Annotated in this window: 19 protein-coding genes and 5 tRNA genes; 7 read left to right on the forward strand and 17 right to left on the reverse strand. The window is 70.3% G+C overall.

Annotated elements, in window-relative coordinates; all coding sequences use genetic code 11:
* The first annotated feature begins 72 nt into the window (after positions 1-72).
* Positions 73-258 carry a 50S ribosomal protein L28 gene (gene rpmB, locus ACWCQM_RS00675; RefSeq protein WP_003965989.1) on the forward strand — a complete coding sequence of 62 codons (186 nt, stop codon included), beginning with the start codon at positions 73-75 and terminating at the stop codon, positions 256-258.
* 144 nt (positions 259-402) lie between these two features.
* Here the strand turns inward: rpmB and ACWCQM_RS00680 are convergent, their stop codons facing one another.
* Positions 403-1,374: a thiamine-phosphate kinase gene (locus ACWCQM_RS00680; RefSeq protein WP_073745687.1), complete on the reverse strand. Its 972-nt coding sequence runs from the start codon at positions 1,372-1,374 to the stop codon at positions 403-405.
* Positions 1,375-1,693: 319 nt separating this feature from the next.
* Here ACWCQM_RS00680 and ACWCQM_RS00685 point away from each other — a divergent pair, with 319 nt between their 5' ends.
* Positions 1,694-1,927 carry an Lrp/AsnC family transcriptional regulator gene (locus ACWCQM_RS00685; protein ID WP_033304016.1) on the forward strand — a complete coding sequence of 78 codons (234 nt, stop codon included), beginning with the start codon at positions 1,694-1,696 and terminating at the stop codon, positions 1,925-1,927.
* A gap of 20 nt (positions 1,928-1,947) precedes the next feature.
* Entirely contained in the window at positions 1,948-2,433 is a 486-nt protein-coding gene (locus ACWCQM_RS00690) for a DUF3515 domain-containing protein (protein WP_450913232.1), read from the forward strand.
* A gap of 64 nt (positions 2,434-2,497) precedes the next feature.
* Here ACWCQM_RS00690 and ACWCQM_RS00695 read toward each other — a convergent pair whose 3' ends face one another.
* Genes ACWCQM_RS00695 through ACWCQM_RS00705 form a run of 3 tightly spaced genes read right to left on the reverse strand, consistent with a single transcriptional unit; the run spans position 2,498 to position 5,488 of the window.
* The gene (locus tag ACWCQM_RS00695) at positions 2,498-3,694 is read right to left on the reverse strand and encodes a D-alanine--D-alanine ligase family protein (RefSeq protein ID WP_450913233.1); all 1,197 of its coding nucleotides are present in this window, start codon (positions 3,692-3,694) and stop codon (positions 2,498-2,500) included.
* 34 nt (positions 3,695-3,728) lie between these two features.
* A complete protein-coding gene (locus ACWCQM_RS00700) occupies positions 3,729-4,739 on the reverse strand; it encodes an NAD(P)H-dependent glycerol-3-phosphate dehydrogenase (RefSeq protein WP_450913234.1) in 1,011 nt (336 codons plus the stop codon).
* Complete coding sequence (locus tag ACWCQM_RS00705; protein WP_073745681.1) at positions 4,736-5,488, reverse strand: lysophospholipid acyltransferase family protein; 753 nt, start codon at positions 5,486-5,488, stop codon at positions 4,736-4,738. The genes ACWCQM_RS00700 and ACWCQM_RS00705 overlap by 4 nt, the downstream gene beginning before the upstream one ends.
* A gap of 150 nt (positions 5,489-5,638) precedes the next feature.
* On the opposite strand from ACWCQM_RS00705, the gene cofC reads away from it, so the two are divergent.
* Together cofC and ACWCQM_RS00715 are read left to right on the forward strand one after the other, a co-directional pair.
* Positions 5,639-6,322 carry a 2-phospho-L-lactate guanylyltransferase gene (gene cofC / locus ACWCQM_RS00710; protein WP_073745679.1) on the forward strand — a complete coding sequence of 228 codons (684 nt, stop codon included), beginning with the start codon at positions 5,639-5,641 and terminating at the stop codon, positions 6,320-6,322.
* Between the two features lie 10 nt (positions 6,323-6,332).
* Entirely contained in the window at positions 6,333-6,536 is a 204-nt protein-coding gene (locus ACWCQM_RS00715; RefSeq protein ID WP_267079956.1) for a hypothetical protein, read from the forward strand.
* Positions 6,537-6,617: 81 nt separating this feature from the next.
* Here the strand turns inward: ACWCQM_RS00715 and ACWCQM_RS00720 are convergent, their stop codons facing one another.
* The 4 genes from ACWCQM_RS00720 to leuC form a co-directional block, all read right to left on the reverse strand.
* The gene (locus tag ACWCQM_RS00720) at positions 6,618-7,274 is read right to left on the reverse strand and encodes an HU family DNA-binding protein (RefSeq protein ID WP_450913235.1); all 657 of its coding nucleotides are present in this window, start codon (positions 7,272-7,274) and stop codon (positions 6,618-6,620) included.
* A 142-nt stretch (positions 7,275-7,416) separates the two neighbouring features.
* Positions 7,417-7,644, reverse strand: coding sequence for an SCO5555 family protein (locus ACWCQM_RS00725; protein ID WP_073745673.1), 228 nt, complete (start codon positions 7,642-7,644; stop codon positions 7,417-7,419).
* Between the two features lie 104 nt (positions 7,645-7,748).
* Positions 7,749-8,342, reverse strand: a complete 594-nt coding sequence (leuD, locus tag ACWCQM_RS00730; RefSeq protein WP_450913236.1) for a 3-isopropylmalate dehydratase small subunit — start codon at positions 8,340-8,342, stop codon at positions 7,749-7,751.
* Between the two features lie 5 nt (positions 8,343-8,347).
* Positions 8,348-9,772: a 3-isopropylmalate dehydratase large subunit gene (gene leuC, locus ACWCQM_RS00735; RefSeq protein ID WP_450913237.1), complete on the reverse strand. Its 1,425-nt coding sequence runs from the start codon at positions 9,770-9,772 to the stop codon at positions 8,348-8,350.
* Positions 9,773-9,945: 173 nt separating this feature from the next.
* On the opposite strand from leuC, the gene ndgR reads away from it, so the two are divergent.
* On the forward strand, positions 9,946-10,662 hold the full coding sequence (gene ndgR, locus ACWCQM_RS00740) for an IclR family transcriptional regulator NdgR (protein ID WP_014048551.1): 717 nt from the start codon (positions 9,946-9,948) through the stop codon (positions 10,660-10,662).
* Positions 10,663-10,888: 226 nt separating this feature from the next.
* On the opposite strand, the gene ACWCQM_RS00745 is transcribed toward ndgR, so the two are convergent.
* From ACWCQM_RS00745 to ACWCQM_RS00785, 9 genes are all read right to left on the reverse strand, one after another.
* Positions 10,889-10,961, reverse strand: a tRNA-Glu gene (locus ACWCQM_RS00745).
* A 20-nt stretch (positions 10,962-10,981) separates the two neighbouring features.
* Positions 10,982-11,053, reverse strand: a tRNA-Gln gene (locus ACWCQM_RS00750).
* A gap of 12 nt (positions 11,054-11,065) precedes the next feature.
* Positions 11,066-11,138: transfer RNA gene (locus tag ACWCQM_RS00755), tRNA-Glu, on the reverse strand.
* 60 nt (positions 11,139-11,198) lie between these two features.
* Positions 11,199-11,271, reverse strand: a tRNA-Glu gene (locus ACWCQM_RS00760).
* A gap of 17 nt (positions 11,272-11,288) precedes the next feature.
* Positions 11,289-11,360 (reverse strand) — tRNA-Gln (locus ACWCQM_RS00765).
* An 85-nt stretch (positions 11,361-11,445) separates the two neighbouring features.
* Entirely contained in the window at positions 11,446-12,156 is a 711-nt protein-coding gene (locus ACWCQM_RS00770; protein WP_450913238.1) for an HAD family hydrolase, read from the reverse strand.
* Positions 12,157-12,299: 143 nt separating this feature from the next.
* Entirely contained in the window at positions 12,300-13,772 is a 1,473-nt protein-coding gene (gene gltX / locus ACWCQM_RS00775; protein WP_450913239.1) for a glutamate--tRNA ligase, read from the reverse strand.
* Entirely contained in the window at positions 13,765-14,541 is a 777-nt protein-coding gene (locus tag ACWCQM_RS00780) for a fumarylacetoacetate hydrolase family protein (RefSeq protein WP_267079949.1), read from the reverse strand. The genes gltX and ACWCQM_RS00780 overlap by 8 nt, the downstream gene beginning before the upstream one ends.
* Positions 14,542-14,644: 103 nt before the next feature.
* Positions 14,645-14,827: a hypothetical protein gene (locus ACWCQM_RS00785; protein ID WP_450913240.1), complete on the reverse strand. Its 183-nt coding sequence runs from the start codon at positions 14,825-14,827 to the stop codon at positions 14,645-14,647.
* 609 nt (positions 14,828-15,436) lie between these two features.
* On the opposite strand from ACWCQM_RS00785, the gene ACWCQM_RS00790 reads away from it, so the two are divergent.
* The gene (locus ACWCQM_RS00790; RefSeq protein ID WP_450913241.1) at positions 15,437-19,120 is read left to right on the forward strand and encodes a nitrate- and nitrite sensing domain-containing protein; all 3,684 of its coding nucleotides are present in this window, start codon (positions 15,437-15,439) and stop codon (positions 19,118-19,120) included.
* Positions 19,121-19,123: the final 3 nt, after the last annotated feature.

A 19,123-nucleotide genomic window follows, 5' to 3' on the forward strand; every position in this document is an offset into this window, starting at 1 on the left:
CGCCACTTCAGTAAAATGATTCCGGCGCGCCGGAATTCACTGTAAGTGCATCTGAAGTCTTTGGAGTGACCCGTGGCTGCCAACTGCGACGTTTGCGGCAAGGGGCCGAGCTTCGGCAACAGCATTTCGCACTCGCACCGCCGTACGTCCCGTCGCTGGAATCCCAACATCCAGCGCGTGCGTGCCGTGGTCGGTCGGACGCCGAAGCGGCTCAACGTCTGCACCTCGTGCATCAAGGCCGGCAAGGTCGCGCGCTGACGTCCCCGTCGTAGCGCAGCCTTCCGGTTGCCCAAAAAGCCGGTCCACCTCGGTGGACCGGCTTTTTGCTGTACCCGGCCGGTGGCCGTGGGCCGCTTCCCGCCGCCGGACCGTATCCGGGCGGCGGCGGGAAGCGGCCGTGGCCTACTGGGCGTCCTCGATGGAGCCGAAGTGGTCCCAGCCGCCCTTGCTGGTCCAGGGGGCGCCGTCCACGGTGACCTGGGGCAGCGCCGACGGGTTGAGGACCTCGCCGATCACCTTCCAGCGGGCGGGGAGCTTCACGTCGGACGGGAAGGTCGCCACGATCGCGTGGTCCTCTCCCCCGGTGAGCACCCACTGCAACGGGTCGACCCCGACGGCCTGCCCGATGTCGGACATCTGCGAGGGGATGTCGATGAGCCCGGACCTCAGGTCGATGCGGACCTTGCTGGCCTCGGCGATGTGCCCGAGGTCGGCGACGAGTCCGTCGCTGACGTCGGTCATGGCCGTGGCGCCGAGTCCCGCGGCCGCGGGGCCCGCGTGGTAGGGCGGTTCGGGGCGCCGGTGGGCCTCGACGAAGGCGCGGGGTGAGCGGAAACCGCGCGAGAGCACGGCGAATCCGGCGGCGGACCAGCCCAGCCAGCCGGTGACGGCCACGACGTCGCCGGGCCGGGCGCCGGCCCGGGTGACGGGTTCGTGGTTGCGCAGGTCGCCGAGCGCGGTGATCGCGACGGTGATGGTGTCTCCGCCGACGACGTCACCGCCGACCACGGCGGCGCCGGCGACCTGGCACTCGTCGCGCAGCCCGTCCATCAGCTCGGCGGCCCAGGTGACCGGGAGGTCGGCCGGTACGACGAGGCCGAGCAGCAGCGCCGTGGGCACGGCGCCCATGGCCGCGATGTCGGCGAGGTTCTGCGCGGCGGCCTTGCGGCCGACGTCGTACGCGGTCGACCAGTCGCGGCGGAAGTGCCGCCCTTCCAGCAGAATGTCCGTACTGGCCACGACCCTGCGGTCGGGAGCGGCCACGACCGCGGCGTCGTCGCCGGGTCCCAGTCGTACCGCCGGAGTGGTGGTGAGCCGGGACGTGAGCTCTCTGATGAGCCCGAACTCCCCCAACTCGCCCACGGTTCCCTTCACCGAGTGTCACCTCTCATCTATCGCACCGGACACCTGTCCGGGCTGCTTCAGCGGCCGGCGGTCCGGACCGTGGACGACGTGCCCACGAAGGGCCGCGGCCCCGTCGCGTACAGGCATCACCGTCCCCCTTCCGCCTCGGTGGGCTTGCGGTCGCGAGCCCCAACTGCTGTCGGTACCGTCAAGAGATACGTCAACTTCTGTGGTGCGAGCGCCACGCGGTGGCGTCAACCGGCCCGTAGGTCTCCCCGCGGCCCGCGGCAACGCGATAACGTGGCGTCCCTTTCCCCCACATGATCCTCGTGGCCGCCCTGGAGGTTCCGTGGTACAGGCGTACATCCTTATCCAGACCGAGGTGGGCAAGGCGTCGACCGTCGCCGAGACCATCGCCAAGCTCCCGGGAGTGATCCAGGCAGAGGACGTCACAGGCCCCTACGACGTGATCGTGCGGGCACAGGCCGACACGGTGGACGCGCTCGGCCGCATGGTGGTCGCCAAGGTCCAGCAGGTGGACGGCATCACACGTACGCTGACCTGCCCGGTCGTCCACCTCTGACCCCTGTCTACGCTGGTCCGGTGACTCACACCCGCCGCCGGTCCCCCAGGTCCCGTTTCCTCGCTCCGTCCGCCGCCCTGTTCGTCCTGACAGCGGCGGGCTGTTCCACCGGCTCACAGCCCTCGGTGGCGGTCCCCACGCCGTCGTCGGAGGCCGCCGGTTACTGCGAGGCACTGCACGAGGAACTGCCGGAGAAGGTCGCGGATCTGGAACGGAGTGACCCCTCACCGGACTCGGACCTGACCGCCGGCTGGGGGGACGGGGCGATCGTACTGCGCTGCGGAGTGCCCCGGCCCGCGAAGATGGACGATTCCCAGGCCAAGGGTGTGGACGCGGACGGCGTCAACTGGCTGCTGGAGCAGCGCGATGACGCCGGTCCGCGGTTCACCACGACGTACCGCAAGGCGTATGTCGAGGTGACGCTCGGGACGGAGTACGCCCATGACATCACCCCTCTGTCGGCGTTCGCCGTAGCCGTGAAGAAGACCGTCCCCGACAGCCTCTGAGAGCCGCACCGAGCGGAGGAGCCGCCCCGGACGGGAGAACCCGCCCGGTCCGGGAGGCCCTCGGTCAGCGCAGGCCCGTGGGGCGGTTCAGCGCGGACGTGATCAGCCGGTCGACCAGCTCCGGGTAGTCCACACCGCTCGCCTGCCACATGCGCGGGTACATCGAGATCGGTGTGAAGCCCGGCATGGTGTTGATCTCGTTGATGACGAACGTGCCGTCCTCGGTGAGGAAGAAGTCGGCGCGCACCAGGCCCTCGCAGGAGGCGGCCTCGAAGGCGTCGACGGCCAGCCGCTGGACCTCGGCGGTCTGCTCGTCGGTGAGCGGCGCGGGCACGAGGCCGGCCGCCGAGTCGATGTACTTGGCCTCGAAGTCGTAGAAGTCGTGTGCGGTGACCGGCGGGATCTCGGCGGGCACGCTGGCGCGCGGTCCGTCCTCGAACTCCAGCACGCCGCACTCGATCTCACGGCCGCGCAGCAGGGACTCCACGAGGAACTTCGGGTCGTGCCTGCGGGCCTCCTCGATCGCCTCGTCGAGCCCGGCGGCGTCGTCGACCTTGGTGATGCCCATGGAGGAGCCGCCGCGGGCGGGCTTCACGAAGAGCGGCCAGCCGTGTTCGGCGGCGAACTCCATGATGCGCTTGCGGGCGGCGGGGCGGTCCGACTCCCACTCCCGGGGGCGGACGACCTCGTACGGGCCGACCGGCAGCCCGAAGGAGATGAACACCCGCTTCATGTACTCCTTGTCCTGGCCGACGGCCGAGGACAGGACTCCCGCGCCGACGTACGGCACACCGGAGAGCTCCAGGAATCCCTGGAGGGTGCCGTCCTCGCCGTAGGGGCCGTGGAGCATCGGGAAGACGACGTCGACCTCGCCGAGGACCGTGGGGACCGCGCCCGGTTCGCCGACGACGACGTCGCGGTTGCCGGGGTCGACGGAGAGCGCGACCGCGCCCCGCCCGGACTCGGCCAGCTGCTCCACGTCGGGCACCCGGCGGTCCGTGATGGCCATGCGGGCCGGGTCGTCGGACGTGAGGACCCACCGCCCGTCCCTGGTGATGCCGATCGGCAGGACGTCGTACTTCGTCCGGTCGATGGCGCTCATGATGGCACCCGCGGTGACGACCGAGATGCCGTGTTCGGAGCTGCGGCCACCGAACACGACGGCCACACGCGGCTTACGGCCCTGCTCGGAGCCCTGCGCGGAGCTCTGCTCGGAGCTCTGGGGGCTCTCGGGGCGCTGGGGGAGGTTCTGGCTGCTCATATCGCGATGAGCGTACCTGCTGGTAGGGCTCGAGTCAGCGCCGCTCGGGCTTGGCGCTGCGCGACATCAGCTCCTTGACCGCGACCACCGGCGACTTGCCCTCGTGGACGATCCCGACGACCGTTTCGGTGATGGGCATGTCGACGCCGTACCTGCGCGCCAGATCGAGCACGGATTCGCAGGACTTGACGCCCTCGGCGGTCTGACTGGTGACGGCGACGGTCTCCTGGAGCGTCATCCCGCGTCCCAGGTTGGTCCCGAAGGTGTGGTTGCGCGACAGCGGCGAGGAGCAGGTGGCCACCAGGTCACCGAGTCCGGCCAGCCCGGAGAAGGTGAGCGGGTCGGCGCCCATGGCAAGTCCCAGGCGGGTGGTCTCGGCCAGGCCGCGGGTGATGAGCGAGCCCTTGGCGTTGTCGCCGAGGCCCATTCCGTCGGCGATGCCCACCGCGAGGCCGATGACGTTCTTCACGGCGCCGCCCAGCTCGCAGCCGACCACGTCGGTGTTGGTGTACGGCCGGAAGTACGGGGTGTGGCAGGCCGCCTGGAGGCGCTGGGCGACGGTCTCGTCCGAGCAGGCGACGACGGCCGCGGCGGGGCGGCGTTCGGCGATCTCCTTGGCGAGGTTGGGGCCCGTGACGACGGCGATGCGGTCGGAGGTGACGCCGGTGACGTCCTCGACGACCTCGCTCATCCGCTTGGCGGTGCCGAGTTCGACGCCCTTCATGAGGGAGACCAGGACCGTCCTGGACTCCAGGTGCGGTGTCCAGTCGGCGAGGTTGGCGCGCAGCGTCTGGGAGGGCACCACCAGGACCGCGAAGTCGGCGCCGCGCAGGGCCTCGGCTGCGTCGGTGGTGGCCCGGATCGAGGCGGGGAGCTCGATTCCCGGCAGGTACTCCGGGTTGGTACGGGTCGTGTTGACGGCCTCGGCGACCTCGGCACGACGTCCCCAGAGGGTGACCTCGCAGCCCGCGTCGGCGAGGATCATGCCGAAGGCCGTACCCCATGAGCCGGTTCCGAAGACGGCCGCCTTGGCGGGGTGCGTCACGTGGTTCCCTTTCCCTCTGCCTTGCGCCGCTGTTCAGCACGGGCCTTGCGGTGATCGTAGAGCTCGGCGGGGGCCTTCTCGCCGCGTACCTCTTCGAGCTGGGCGGTGACGGCGGCCATGATGGTCTCGGTCGCCTGGCGCAGCACGTCGGGCGTCGGTTCGAGGCCGTAGTAACGGGAGAGGTCGACCGGCGGTCCCGCCTGCACCCGCAGGGTCTTGCGGGGGAACAGCTGGAGCTTGTTCTCCTTGGCGTACGGCGGCATCGCGAGGTTGGCGCCCCACTGGGCGACGGGGATGACGGGGGCCTTGGTCATCAGCGCGACGCGGGCGGCGCCCGTCTTGCCGGCCATCGGCCACATGTCGGGGTCCCGGGTGAGCGTGCCCTCCGGGTAGAAGGCGACGCATTCGCCCCGCTCGATGGCGTCGACGGCGGCGCGGAAGGCGTCGAGGGCGTTGGTCGACTCGCGGTAGACGGGGATCTGCCCGGTGCCGCGCAGGATCATTCCGACGAACGGCGTCCGGAACAGTCCCGCCTTGGCGAGCAGCCGCGGGACGCGTCCGGTGTTGTACTGGAAATGCCCGTACGACAGCGGGTCCAGATACGAGTTGTGATTGACCGCCGTGATGAATCCGCCCTCGGCCGGAATGTGTTCCATTCCCCGCCAGTCGCGCTTGAACAGAACCACCAGGGGCGGTTTTGCGATGACCGCAGCCAGGCGGTACCAGAAGCCGATTCTGGGGCGGGACACTCGGACGCCTTCCTCTAGGAACTGACCTGTTGCGGGGGCGGCGGCGCTGCTGCCCGTCCGGGCCCCTGCTGCTGTGTGGTGAACACCGTACGCCTCACCCGTGGGGGCGGACCTCCGGGTTGTCGTACCGGCAGGCGAGAATAAGTCCTGATGCGTACGGAGGGGGAGATCGCCACGAACACCGACCCGACCGGCCCCTGGTCCCTGGTCGTCCCGCTGAAACCGCTCGCACGGGCCAAGAGCAGGCTGGGCCGGGCGGTGGGCGGGGATCTGCGTCCGCGCCTCGCCCTGGCGTTCGCCCAGGACACGGTGTCGGCCGCGCTGTCCTGCCGGGCCGTGGGGGATGTGGTGGTCGTCACGGACGACCCCGCGGCGGGAGCGGCGCTGGCCGCGCTCGGCGCGCGCACCCTGGCCGACACCCCTGCGGCCGGGCTCAACGCGGCGCTGGAGCACGGCGCGCGTTCGGTGCGTGCGAGGCGGGGGGAAGCGGCGGTCGCGGTGCTGAACGCGGACCTTCCCGCGCTGCGTCCGGAGGAATTGGCTCGGGTGCTCGATTTCGCGGCGGAATTCCCCCGTGTATTTGTCGCGGATGCCCAGGGAATCGGTACCACTTTCCTTTCCGCGGCACCGGGTGTGGAATTGAGGCCGGCCTTCGGCGGCGCGTCCCGTGCGAGGCATCTGGCGTCGGGGGCGGTGGAGGTTCCGCTGCCCGGTCTCGATTCGGTCCGCAGGGACGTGGACACGGGCGAGGACCTTGCGGCCGCCCTGGCACTCGGGGTGGGCCGGTTCACGGCCGGTCCGGCGGCCCCGCTGGTGTCCGCCGGGGACCGATAGGCTGCCGTTCATGCAGGCGACCTCGTTCACGTACGACCCCGGGACGCGCACCGGCAGCGTGCTCCTCGACGACGGCACCCCGGTGGACTTCGACGCACCCGCGTTCGACGCGGGCGGGCTCAGGCTGCTGCGTCCGGGGCAGCGGGTGCGGATCGAGACCGAGGGGGCGGGCACGTCGCTCCGGATCACCCTGGTGACGCTCCAGACGCTCTGAAAGCCCCCCTGAACAGCCCGCGGGCCGGGCTCCCCGAGGGGAGCCCGGCCCGGCGCGTATGAGAACGAGCGGTGCCCGGTCTCACTTCTTGCGTGCGGTGACCTTCTTGGCGGTGGTCTTGCGTGCCGTGGTCTTCTTCGCGGGCGCCTTCTTCGCCGTGGTCTTCTTGGCGGGCGCGGTCTTGGCGGCGACCGTCTTCTTCGTGGCCGTCGTCTTCTTCGCCGGGGTCGCCTTCTTCGCCGCCGCGGTCGTCTTCTTCGCCGCCGCGGTCGTCTTCTTGGCGGTGGTCTTCTTGGCCGCGGTCGTCTTCTTCGCCGCCGCTGCGGTGGTCTTGCGGGCCGTCGCCTTCTTGGCGGTGGCCTTCTTCGCGGCGGCCTTGGCCGTCGTGCGGGTGGAAGAACCGCCCGAGAGGCTGCCCTTGGGGGCCTTCTTGACGGAGACCTCGCCGCCCTTGGGGAGCTTCTTGGAGCCGCTCACCAGGTCCTTGAAGCCCTGTCCCGCGCGGAAACGGGGGACGGAGGTCTTCTTGACCCGCACGCGCTCGCCCGTCTGCGGGTTGCGGGCGTACCGGGCGGGACGGTCGACCTTCTCGAACGAGCCGAAGCCGGTGACCGAGACACGGTCCCCCGCGACGACCGCGCGGACGATCGCGTCGAGTACCACGTCGACAGCGTCTGCGGCCTGCTGACGGCCGCCGACCTTGTCGGCAATCGCTTCTACGAGCTGCGCCTTGTTCACGTCTTCCCCTTCGGAGACATTGCCGGAACGAAACTGTTCAGGCTTTTTCGCACGTTAGGCAGATATATACCGCAAATCAAACACGAAACGGGCTAATCACCCTAGTGCCGCAACGAAGTGGACCGCTGCGCTGTCCGCAGAGTCAGTCGCCTTCGGGGAATCGGCCCTCATCGAGGTCCTTCATCAACCGGTCCAGACGCCTTGCCGCGCCTGGGAGATCGTGCTTAGCCGCGGCCGTGACGGCCAACAGCTTCCGGGACAGCGCCATCCTTACGCCCTCCGGGACTTGCAGTGAGCGCACCCTTGTGTGCGCTTCTTTCAATCGGTCGGCGACGTGGCCATAGAGCTCGAGTTGGCTGTCGCGTTCCATGCACCGATTGTGCCATCTGGGGCGAGTTGTCGCCCGAGGGGGTCTCAACAAGCGACTGCGCCCCCTGCCGGAAGGCAGAGGGCGCAGTTCGGGAAAAGCGCTGATCAGGCGACAATTGTGCGCGGCTTGTGGGACGGCCTGGCCGCCTCATAAGTCGCAATGTCCGCTTCGTTCTGAAGGGTGAGGCTGATGTCGTCGAGGCCGTTCAGCAGTCGCCAGCGGGCGTTCTCGTCGAGCTCGAAGTCGGCCGTGATTCCCTCCGCGAGGACCTGCCTCTTCTCCAGGTCGACGGTGATCTCGGCGGTCGGGTCGGCCTCGGTCAGCTCCCACAGGCTGTCGACGACCTTCTGGTCGAGGACGACGGTCAACAGACCGTTCTTCAGGGAGTTGCCCCGGAAGATGTCGGCGAAGCGCGAGGAGATGACGGCCTTGAAGCCGTAGTTCTGGAGGGCCCAGACGGCGTGCTCACGGGAGGAACCCGTGCCGAAGTCGGGACCGGCGACCAGGACCGAGGCGCCCTTGCGCTCCGGGCGGTTGAGGACGAAGTTCTCGTCCTTGCGCCAGGCCTCGAAGAGGCCGTCCTCGAAGCCGTCGCGGGTGACCTTCTTCAGCCAGTGCGCGGGGATGATCTGGTCGGTGTCGACGTTGCTGCGGCGCAGCGGGACGGCACGGCCGGTGTGTGCGGTGAATGCTTCCATGGCTCTCAGACTCCGGCGGGCGTACGGGCGTCGGACAGATCGGCGGGCGAGGCCAGATGGCCCAGCACGGCGGTGGCGGCGGCGACCTGCGGGGACACCAGGTGGGTGCGGCCGCCCTTGCCCTGCCGGCCCTCGAAGTTGCGGTTCGAGGTGGAGGCGGAGCGCTCGCCGGGGGCCAGCTGGTCGGGGTTCATGCCGAGGCACATCGAGCAGCCCGCGTGCCGCCATTCGGCGCCGGCGGCGGTGAAGACCTTGTCCAGTCCCTCCTCGACGGCCTGGAGGGCGACCCGGACGGAGCCCGGGACGACCAGCATCCGTACGCCGTCGGCGACTTTGCGGCCGTCCAGGACCGAGGCGGCGTTGCGCAGGTCCTCGATGCGTCCGTTGGTGCACGAACCTACGAACACGGTGTCCACGCTGATCTCGCGCAGCGGCTGGCCCGCGGTCAACCCCATGTACTCCAGGGCCTTTTCGGCCGCGTGGCGCTCCGAGGCGTCCTCGTACGAAGCGGGGTCGGGGACGTTGGCCGACAGCGGCGCGCCCTGGCCCGGGTTGGTGCCCCAGGTGACGAACGGAGCGAGCGAGGCGCCGTCGATGACGACCTCGGCGTCGAAGACGGCGTCGTCGTCGGTGCGCAGCGTCTTCCAGTACTCGACCGCGGCGTCCCAGTCCTTGCCCTCGGGGGCGTGGTCACGGCCCCGCAGATAGGCGAAGGTGGTCTCGTCGGGGGCGATCATGCCCGCGCGGGCTCCGGCCTCGATCGACATGTTGCAGATGGTCATCCGGGCCTCCATCGAGAGCTTCTCGATGGCGGAGCCGCGGTATTCGAGGATGTAGCCCTGGCCGCCGCCGGTGCCGATCCGGGCGATGATCGCCAGGATCAGGTCCTTGGCGGTGACGCTCTCGGGGAGTTCGCCCTCGACGGTGATCGCCATGGTCCGCGGGCGGGCCAGCGGCAGCGTCTGGGTGGCGAGGACGTGCTCGACCTGGCTGGTGCCGATGCCGAAGGCCAGTGCCCCGAAGGCGCCGTGGGTGGAGGTGTGCGAGTCGCCGCAGACGACGGTGGTGCCGGGCTGGGTCAGGCCGAGCTGCGGGCCGACCACGTGCACGACGCCCTGCTCGACGTCACCCAGCGGGTGCAGCCGCACGCCGAACTCCGCGCAGTTCTTGCGCAGGGTCTCCAGCTGGGCACGGGAGACCGGGTCGGCGATCGGCTTGTCGATGTCGAGGGTCGGGGTGTTGTGGTCCTCGGTGGCGATGGTGAGGTCGAGACGCCGAACCGGGCGGCCGGCCTGGCGCAGGCCGTCGAACGCCTGCGGGCTGGTCACCTCGTGCAGCAGGTGCAGATCGATGAAGAGGAGGTCGGGCTCACCTTCGGCGCGCCGGACGACGTGGTCGTCCCAGACCTTCTCCGCGAGTGTCCTACCCATCGCTTTCCCTCCGGCCGGCGTCTTCGCCGGCCCAACTAGAGATTCGGGTGCCGCCGCCCGGACCCCCGAGCGGGGCGGTGGCTGCGGGCCGTTGTACGGCCGCCTGTACAGGTTCGCAACTTCCGGGGAAAATTGAACTTGCGTTTCACAGAGTGAGACGCGAGTATCGTCGTATGGACAACTCTAGCGGCGTCGGCGTTCTCGACAAGGCAGCTCTGGTATTGAGCGCCCTGGAGTCCGGTCCGGCCACCCTCGCCGGGCTGGTCGCGGCGACAGGGCTCGCACGGCCCACGGCACACAGACTGGCCGTGGCACTCGAACACCACCGCATGGTGGCGAGGGACATGCAGGGCCGTTTCATTCTCGGCCCCCGGCTCGCGGAGCTCGCGGCCGCGGCCGGCGAGGACCGCCTCCTGGCCACGGCCGGACCCGTACTCACACATCTGCGCGACATCACGGGCGAGAGCGCGCAGCTCTACCGCCGGCAGGGCGACATGCGCATCTGCGTGGCCGCCGCGGAGCGGCTGTCCGGACTGCGGGACACCGTGCCGGTCGGCTCGACCCTCACCATGAAGGCGGGCTCCTCCGCCCAGATCCTCATGGCCTGGGAGGAGCCCGAGCGTCTGCACCGCGGCCTCCAGGGCGCCCGCTTCACGGCGACGGCGCTCTCGGGCGTACGGCGCCGCGGCTGGGCCCAGTCGATCGGCGAGCGCGAGCCGGGCGTCGCCTCGGTCTCCGCCCCCGTGCGCGGGCCGTCGAACCGGGTGGTCGCCGCGGTGTCCGTCTCCGGGCCGATCGAGCGCCTCACCCGCCACCCGGGCCGGATGCACGCCCAGGCCGTCATCGACTCGGCCGCGCGGCTGAGCGAGGCCCTGCGCCGCACGGGCTGACGCCCTTGAAGGGCCGCGCCTCTCCGTCGTACGAGGCCGAAGCCCGCACCCCGCCTCCGGGCCCGCATTCCTTCCCCGAGGCCGCCCCAGCGTCGTGGCGGCCCCCTCCTCGCACCAACAGGCCCGCCCCGTACGGGAAGTGGCCGCGCACCTCCCCAACTCCCCCGCCGGGAGCATGAGAAAAGCCCTTCACCGAAGTGAAGGGCTTTGCCGTACTGCTCTGTTGTACCCCCGACCGGATTCGAACCGGCGCTACTGCCGTGAGAGGGCAGCGTGCTAGGCCGCTACACAACGGGGGCGTGGTTACTGTTGACTTGCGCTGGGCTACCAGGACTCGAACCTAGAATGACGGTACCAGAAACCGTAGTGTTGCCAATTACACCATAGCCCATGGTGTGACAAGTACCCCCGACCGGATTCGAACCGGCGCTACTGCCGTGAGAGGGCAGCGTGCTAGGCCGCTACACAACGGGGGCCCTAGCGATCCTGCATCGAAAACGTGGGTGCGACCCAGGTGTTCTCGCGGGAAGGATCTGTACCCCCGACCGGATTCGAACCGGCGCTACTGCCGTGAGAGGGCAGCGTGCTAGGCCGCTACACAACGGGGGCTTGTTACTTGTCTTGCGCTGGGCTACCAGGACTCGAACCTAGAATGACGGTACCAGAAACCGTAGTGTTGCCAATTACACCATAGCCCAATGAAACGCAACCCCTGAGGGTCTTGTTCCTGTCTGCGCTTCCCGGCCGGATCTTTCGGCCCGCTCGGGCGGCGCAGGAAGAACATTACCTGAAGGTGTCCGGCGCTCCAAAACGGGTATGGCCCGTCAGCAGCCCGGGAAGCTCGTCGAGGCCCGTGATCCGGACCAGTTCGGGGCGCCCGCCCCGTCCACGCCGGTCCAGCCACACACCGGCGAGACCCGCGGCCACGGCTCCGGCCGCGTCGATGTCCGGCTGGTCGCCGACGTAGACGACCTCGTGCGGGTCGAGCTCCAGCGCCTCGCAGGCCGTGCGGAAGGCCCTGGCGTCCGGCTTGTAGACGCCGAGCTCCTGCGCGCACAGCAGGGCCTCGAAGCGGTCGCGCACCCCGAGGGCCCGCAGCTTGCGCTCCTGGTGGTCCACGGAGGAGTTCGACAGGATCGCGTGCCGGTGCGTGGCGGCCAGCGCGTCGAGCACGGGCACGGCGTCCGGGAAGAGCTCCCAGGAGCTCTCGTAGTGCCCGACGTACCGTCCGAACCACGCCTCGGCCTCCTCGTCGCTCAGCTCCGCGTCCAGGAACTCCCGCACCCGGTCCCGGCAGTGCGCGGGCCAGTCCGACTCCCCGGCGGCGACGCGCGCCCAGTGGACGGAGGCGATGCGCATCCAGCGGCCGTGGTGGTCCTCGTCACTGTCGGCCAGCCCTTCCGCCCGGAGATGCCGCAGCAGACCGGTCCGGTCCGAGCCCGCGTAGTCGAAGATCGTGTCGTCCACATCCCAGAGGACCGCGCGAATCACCATGCCGGGGAACCTACCCGCCCGTGAACGCGCGGAAGCCGGGACACGGGAAGCGGGATACCGCACTCCGCGTCCGCCCCGGTGCCGTACACGCACCGGAGGCCGGGCTCCCCGCGGGGAACCCGGCCTCCGGTGCGTGTACGGCGTTACGCGGCGAACTTCGCCAGCGCCGCGTCGATGCGGGCGATCGTCTTCTCGCGGCCCAGGATCTCCAGGGACTCGAAGAGCGGCAGGCCGACCGTGCGGCCGGTGACGGCGACCCGGACCGGGGCCTGCGCCTTGCCGAGCTTCAAGCCGTGCTTCTCGCCGGCGGCGAGGACGGCCGCCTTGAGCGCCTCGGCGTTCCACTCGGCGGCGGTCAGCTCGGCGCGGGCCGTGACGAGCAGGGCGTCGGAGCCCTCCTTCATGGCCTTCGCCCAGGACGCCTCGTCCTCGACGGGCTCGTCCAGGAAGAGGAAGTCCACGTTGGCCGTGATGTCCGAGAGAACCGTCACACGCGTCTGGGCGTGCGGGGCGATCTCGGCGAACTGCTCCGCGTCGAAGGCCTCGGGCGCCCAGGGGGCGAAGGGGGCCTTCAGCCAGGGGCCGCAGGCCTCCGTGAAGGTCTTCACATCGAGCATGCGCAGGTGCTCGGCGTTGATGTGCTCGGCCTTCTTCAGGTCGAAGCGCGCCGGGTTGGCGTTGACGTCCGCGATGTCGAAGGCGGCCACCAGCTCGTCGCGGCCGAAGATGTCGCGGTCCTCCGCGATCGACCAGCCGAGCAGCGAGAGGTAGTTGAGCAGCCCCTCGGGCAGGAAGCCGCGCTCGCGGTAGAGGTTGAGCGAGGCCTGCGGGTCACGCTTGGAGAGCTTCTTGTTGCCCTCCCCCATGACGTACGGGAGGTGACCGAAGGCCGGGGTGTCCTTGGCGACGCCGAGCTCGATCAGCGCCCGGTAGAGCGCGATCTGGCGCGGGGTGGAGGAGAGCAGGTCCTCGCCGCGCAGGACGTGGGTGATCTCCATCAGGGCGTCGTCGACCGGGTTGACCAGCGTGTAGAGCGGGGCGCCGTTGGCACGGACGATGCCGTAGTCCGGCACGTTCTCCGGCTGGACGGTGATGTCGCCGCGGACCAGGTCGGTGAAGGTGATGGCCTCGTCGGGCATCCGGAAGCGGACGATCGAGGTGCGTCCCTCGGCCTCGTACGCGGCCTTCCGCTCGTCGCTCAGGTCGCGGCAGTGACCGTCGTAGCCCGACGGCTTGCCGGCCGCGCGGGCGGCGTCGCGGCGGGCGTCGAGCTCCTCGGTGGTGCAGTAGCAGTGGTACGCGTGCCCGGCGTCCAGGAGCTTGGCGGCCACGTCCTTGTAGAGGTCCATCCGCTGCGACTGGCGGTACGGCTCGTGCGGGCCGCCGACCTCGGGGCCCTCGTCCCAGTCCAGGCCGAGCCAGCGCATCGAGTCGAGCAGCTGCTGGTAGGACTCCTCGGAGTCCCGGGCGGCGTCGGTGTCCTCGATGCGGAAGACCAGGGTGCCCTGGTGGTGCCGGGCGAAGGCCCAGTTGAAGAGAGCCGTCCGGACCAGGCCCACGTGGGGGTTGCCGGTCGGGGAGGGACAGAAACGTACACGGACAGGTGCGTTAGCCACGCTTGATCACCTTGTTGGTGAGAGTGCCGATGCCTTCGATGGTGACGGCGACCTCGTCGCCGACGTGCAGGGGTCCGACTCCTGCGGGGGTTCCGGTGAGGATCACGTCGCCCGGGAGCAGCGTCATGGCTTCCGTGATGTGGACGACCAGGTCCTCGACGGAGCGGATCATGTCGCTCGTCCGGCCGAGCTGGCGCTGCTCGCCGTTGACCGTGGCCTGGATGGCCAGGTTGCCGGGGTCGACGTCGGTCTCCACCCAGGGGCCGAGCGGGCAGGAGGTGTCGAACCCCTTCGCCCTGGCCCACTGGCTCTCGCGGCGCTGGACGTCACGCGCGGTGACGTCGTTGGCGCAGGTGTAGCCGAAGATGACGTCCTTGACGCGCTCACGCGGAACTTCGCGGCACATGCGGCCGATCACCACGGCGAGCTCGGCCTCGTGGTGCAGCTCCTCCGAGAAGGAGGGGAACTCGATCGAGTCGCCGGCGCCGATCACCGAGGTGGTGGGCTTGAAGAAGGCGACGGGCACATCCGGGACCTCGTTGCCCATTTCGGCGGCGTGTTCCGCGTAGTTGCGGCCGATGGCCACGACCTTGTTGGGAAGCACGGGCGGCAGCAGCCGGACCTTGTTCAGCGGGACCTTGGTCCCGGAGAGCTCGAAGTCGGCGTACGGGATGCCCTTGATGATGTCGAGGACGAGGCTGTCGGGGCTGTCGCCCTCGACCGCGCCGAAGGCGACATTGCCGTCGATGGAGAACCTGGCGATGCGCACGGGATGCTGTCGCCCCTCACTTGCTGGCTGGCTGAAGACTGACGCTCCAGGCTAGCGCTTCGCGAGGGGGACGGCTGTGCGCGTCACGGCCGGGGCCGGCGGGTCACTTCGCCGCCGCGACCGGGGCTTCCATGAGGATGGTGCGGCGCGGGTTGGCGGTCTGGGTGGGCAGGTCGACGGCGTGCTCCCGCTGTTCCGGCGTCCGAAGCACCTCGGCGTCCTCGAGGTGCGCGAGCGTGGTGCGCCGGGGATTGGCAATGTTGCGGAAGGTCATCGTCGTCTTCATCTGCCGTATGGACCCTTGTCACTGGGGCGATGCCCGGAGGCGCGCCGGTTGTCGGATTCGCTATCCCTGTAAAGCGCCAGGCTAAACATCCGATTCCCCACCATGGCCGGGATGAGACGGCGATCATCATGTGAGTTTGCTCACGAAGTTGACGACAAAACGCTCATTGCAGACAGTTGATCACGGGATGCAAACCCGACAATCCATCACTGAATCTGTCATTCCGCTCCCGATCATCGCGTCTGGGACACCCGCCGCGACAAGGAGGTCCACCCTTAATTGCCCGGTTTGACCATGAACACGCCGCACACCTTGTTACGTGTCCATCACACCGTGTCATCCAGGTCACAGCCCGGTACGCGGGCCTTGTTGGAGATCCTCCACTGTGCTGGAATTCCACGCACCGCCGCGGGTTTCAGGCCCAGCGCGCAGGGGCGCAACGCAGCGCCGAGTGGCGGCGGGAGGGGGAAGTACGCCGGTCACTCACGACCACCATGGGGCGCGTCCAGCGCCCCACGACGCCGACACCGCCCTGCCGTGCCTACGCGCGGAGGGGCGCCTGGTCCAGAGGTTGCGACGCTAGTGCAGGGACGTTTCAAGAGGGATGGCATGGGGTCGCCCCAGCCCCGCCAGGGCCGAGGGGAAGCTCCGGCGGATCAGGAACCGCGTGGCGGGAACGACCGCGGTTCCTCACCCCAGCACGCCCAGAACCCCGGTCAGCCCGCCGACGGCGGCGACCGCGCACAACGCTCCGGCTCGACGAGCACCGGCAGCGGTGAGGCAGCGGCGCCCCTGAAGCCCGTGGGACCGACCAGCGCCGGCTCGCGCATGGCCCTGCGCAACTGGCGCATCAGCACGCGCCTGGTCTCCCTGCTCGCCCTCCCCGTGGTCGCGGCGACCACCCTGGGCGGGCTGCGCATCAACGAGTCCATGAACAACATGGACCAGCTGGAGCACATGCAGCTGCTCACCAAGATGACCAAGCAGGCGACCGCGCTCGCCAAGGCGCTCCAGGACGAGCGCGACAACTCGGCCGGCCCGCTGGCCAACGGCGTGAAGGCCACCGACTTCAAGGTCACCGAGCCGCGCAAGCGCACCGACCGCGCCAAGGCCGCCTTCTTCGAGGCCACCGACGAGATCGGCAACACCCCGGGCGACGCGGCGCTGGACAGCATCCACGCGAGCGTCAGCCAGATCGGCAACCAGCTGGGCAACATCACCAGCATCCGCAAGGACGCGTACGCCAAGGGCAGCCCGAGCCTCAACACGGTCGACCAGTACAGCCAGCTGATCACCTCGCTGCTCAGCCTCTCGCAGGACATGGCGCAGGCGACCAGCAACCCGGAGATGATCAAGCGCACCCGTGCGCTGGCGGCCTTCTCCTCCTCCAAGGAGTACGCCTCCGTCGAGCGCGCCATCATCGCCGCGGCCCTGCCCGGCGGCGACAGCACCGAGACGCACCTGAACGACAACGACCAGGCGTTCGGGCGCAACGCGCTCAACAAGGCGAGCACGACCCTCAAGACCTTCGAGACGACCTACGAGTCCACGGGCAAGAGCTCCGCCGAGCTGCTGGCGCCGCTGGACAACGGGAATCCCGAGATCACCGCCGCCGACATGTACGCCAGGAAGGTGCTCGACAGCCCCCTGGGCATGGAGGGCAGCGGCAAGACCCGTACGTACATGGACTGGTTCGACCAGAGCTCGAACAAGATCCAGGCCATGAACACCATCGAGGCCACCCTCCTCGGTGAGATGGAGAGCAAGGCCCGCGAGCTCCGTGAGGAGTCGCAGCGCGACGCGATCCTCAACGGTGCGATCATCCTGATCGTCCTCGGGGTGTCGCTCGTCGGCGCCTTCGTCGTGGCGCGGTCCATGATCCGCTCGCTGCGGCGCCTCCAGGACACCGCCACCCGGGTCGCCCAGGACCGTCTGCCGGAGCTCGTCCGGCAGCTCTCCGAGACGGACCCGCAGGACGTCGACACCTCCGTCGAGTCGGTCGGTGTGCACTCCCGGGACGAGATCGGCCAGGTGGCCGCGGCCTTCGACGACGTGCACCGCGAGGCGGTCCGACTGGCAGCCGAGCAGGCGCTGCTGCGAGGCAACGTCAACGCGATGTTCACCAACCTCTCGCGCCGTAGCCAGGGCCTCATCCAGCGCCAGCTCTCGCTCATCTCCGAACTGGAGTCCCGCGAGGCCGACCCGGACCAGCTGTCCTCGCTCTTCAAGCTCGACCACCTCGCGACCCGTATGCGCCGTAACGGCGAGAACCTCCTCGTCCTCGCGGGCGAGGAGCCGGGCCGCCGGTGGACGCGTCCCGTGCCGCTGGTCGACGTGCTCCGTGCCGCCGCCTCCGAGGTGGAGCAGTACGAGCGCATCGAACTGGCCGCGGTGCCCGCCACCGAAGTGGCCGGCCGCGTCGTCAACGACCTCGTGCACCTCCTCGCGGAGCTGCTGGAGAACGCCACGTCGTTCTCCTCGCCGCAGACGAAGGTCCGGGTCACCGGTCACGCGCTGCCCGACGGGCGTGTGCTCGTCGAGATCCACGACACCGGCATCGGCCTCTCCCCCGAGGACCTGGCCGCGATCAACGAGCGGCTCGCGTCGCCGCCCACCGTGGACGTCTCGGTCTCGCGCCGCATGGGTCTGTTCGTGGTCGGCCGGCTGTCCCTGCGTCACGGCATCCGCATCCAGCTGCGCCCCTCCGACTCCGGTGGTACGACCGCGCTGGTCATGCTGCCCATGGAGGTCGCGCACGGCGGCAAGCAGCCGCCGAAGCCGGGTCAGGGCCAGCAGGGCAAGGGCGCCCCGCAGGGCGGCGCCCCGGGCGGGCTCCTCGCCGGCGGCGGTTCTCCCGCGGGCGGCCAGCGCCCCGGTCTCGCGGGGTCGGCGTCGGCTCCCGCCAAGGGACTCGGATCGGCCGCCCCGCGCGGGCAGGTCGGTGCGGGCTCAGCCCCGCGTGCCGCGCTTCCCTCGCGCGACGGCGGACCGCGTCAGCCGCAGCAGGGCCCCGGCCAGCAGACCGGCGGCCAGCAGGCTCCCGGGCTGCCGGGCCAGGGCAGGCCCGAGGGCCCGCGTCAGGGCGGCGGCCTCGCCGGCGCCTTCTCGGGCGGTGCCCGTCCGGGCGCGCGTTCCCCGCAGAGCCCTCCGGCCGGTACGGACTCGGACAGGCCCAACCTCTTCGGCCACTCCGGCCAGCAGAGCGGCCCGCCCGCACGCCAGAACCCGCAGCCCCAGCAGGCTCAGCTCGGCCAGGGCGGCAACCAGGGCGGCCCGCAGCAGCCCGGTGGTCCCGGACGCCAGCTGCCGCCCCCCGGCGGCCCGCGCGCCGAACTGCCCGGCGGCAACCCGCAGCCCCAGCACCCGGGGACCACCAGCTGGGGAGTCGAGGAGCAGGGTGCTCCGCGGCGTACGCAGCCGGACGCTCCGCGCGGTCACGAGGAGCACGACTCCGGCCGGTTCGCCCGGCCGGGCACCTCCGCGCCGAACCAGCCGTTCACCCCGCCGAACCAGCGTCCGCCGATGAACGACCGCCAGGGCCCCGGCGCCACGGCCGAGTTCGCCCGCCCGGACTTCTCGGCACCGCAGGCACCCCAGGCTCCGCAGGCCCAGGACCCGGCGAGCACGGCGCAGTTCGCCCGCCCGGACTTCAACGCCCCGAGGCCGCAGGACCAGGGCTTCGGCGCCCAGGCCCCGCAGCAGCCGCAGATGCCGGCGCCCCGCCGGGGCGACGACTTCGGCGCCCCGCGTCCGCCCGCCCCCTCCGCGGGTGAGCCGCCGCGCCGTCCCGCCCTGCCGCAGCAGCCCGAGGTGCTGCCACCGGCCGGTCCCGGTGACGGGCGTACGCCGCTGTACGACACGCTGGAGACCAACTGGTTCCACGGCCCGCAGCAGGGTGGCCAGCAGCCGCCCGCCGAGCCGCAGGAACCGGCCGCTCCCCGGCCCGCCGACAGCCCGGCTCCGCCCATGCCCAGGCGTGGTGCGGCCGACACCGGTTCGTGGCGCGCTTCGCCGAACGACGAGCTCGTGCGGCAGGCGGAGCGGGTCAAGAAGCCCGCCGCCGGCGGGATCACCACCTCCGGACTGCCGCGCCGCGTCCCACGTGCCAATTTGGTGCCGGGCACTGCTCAGCAGCAGAATCATCAGTCCGGACCTCAGGTTTCGCGTGCGCCCGATGACGTACGCGGCCGTCTGACCAATCTCCGCCGGGGCATCCAGCAGGGACGACAGGCCAACAACGGCTCGTCTACCGGCAGTTTCCAACTCGGCCCCACTCACCAGCAGGAGCGTTAGTTG

This window comes from Streptomyces sp. NPDC002125, assembly GCF_053593715.1.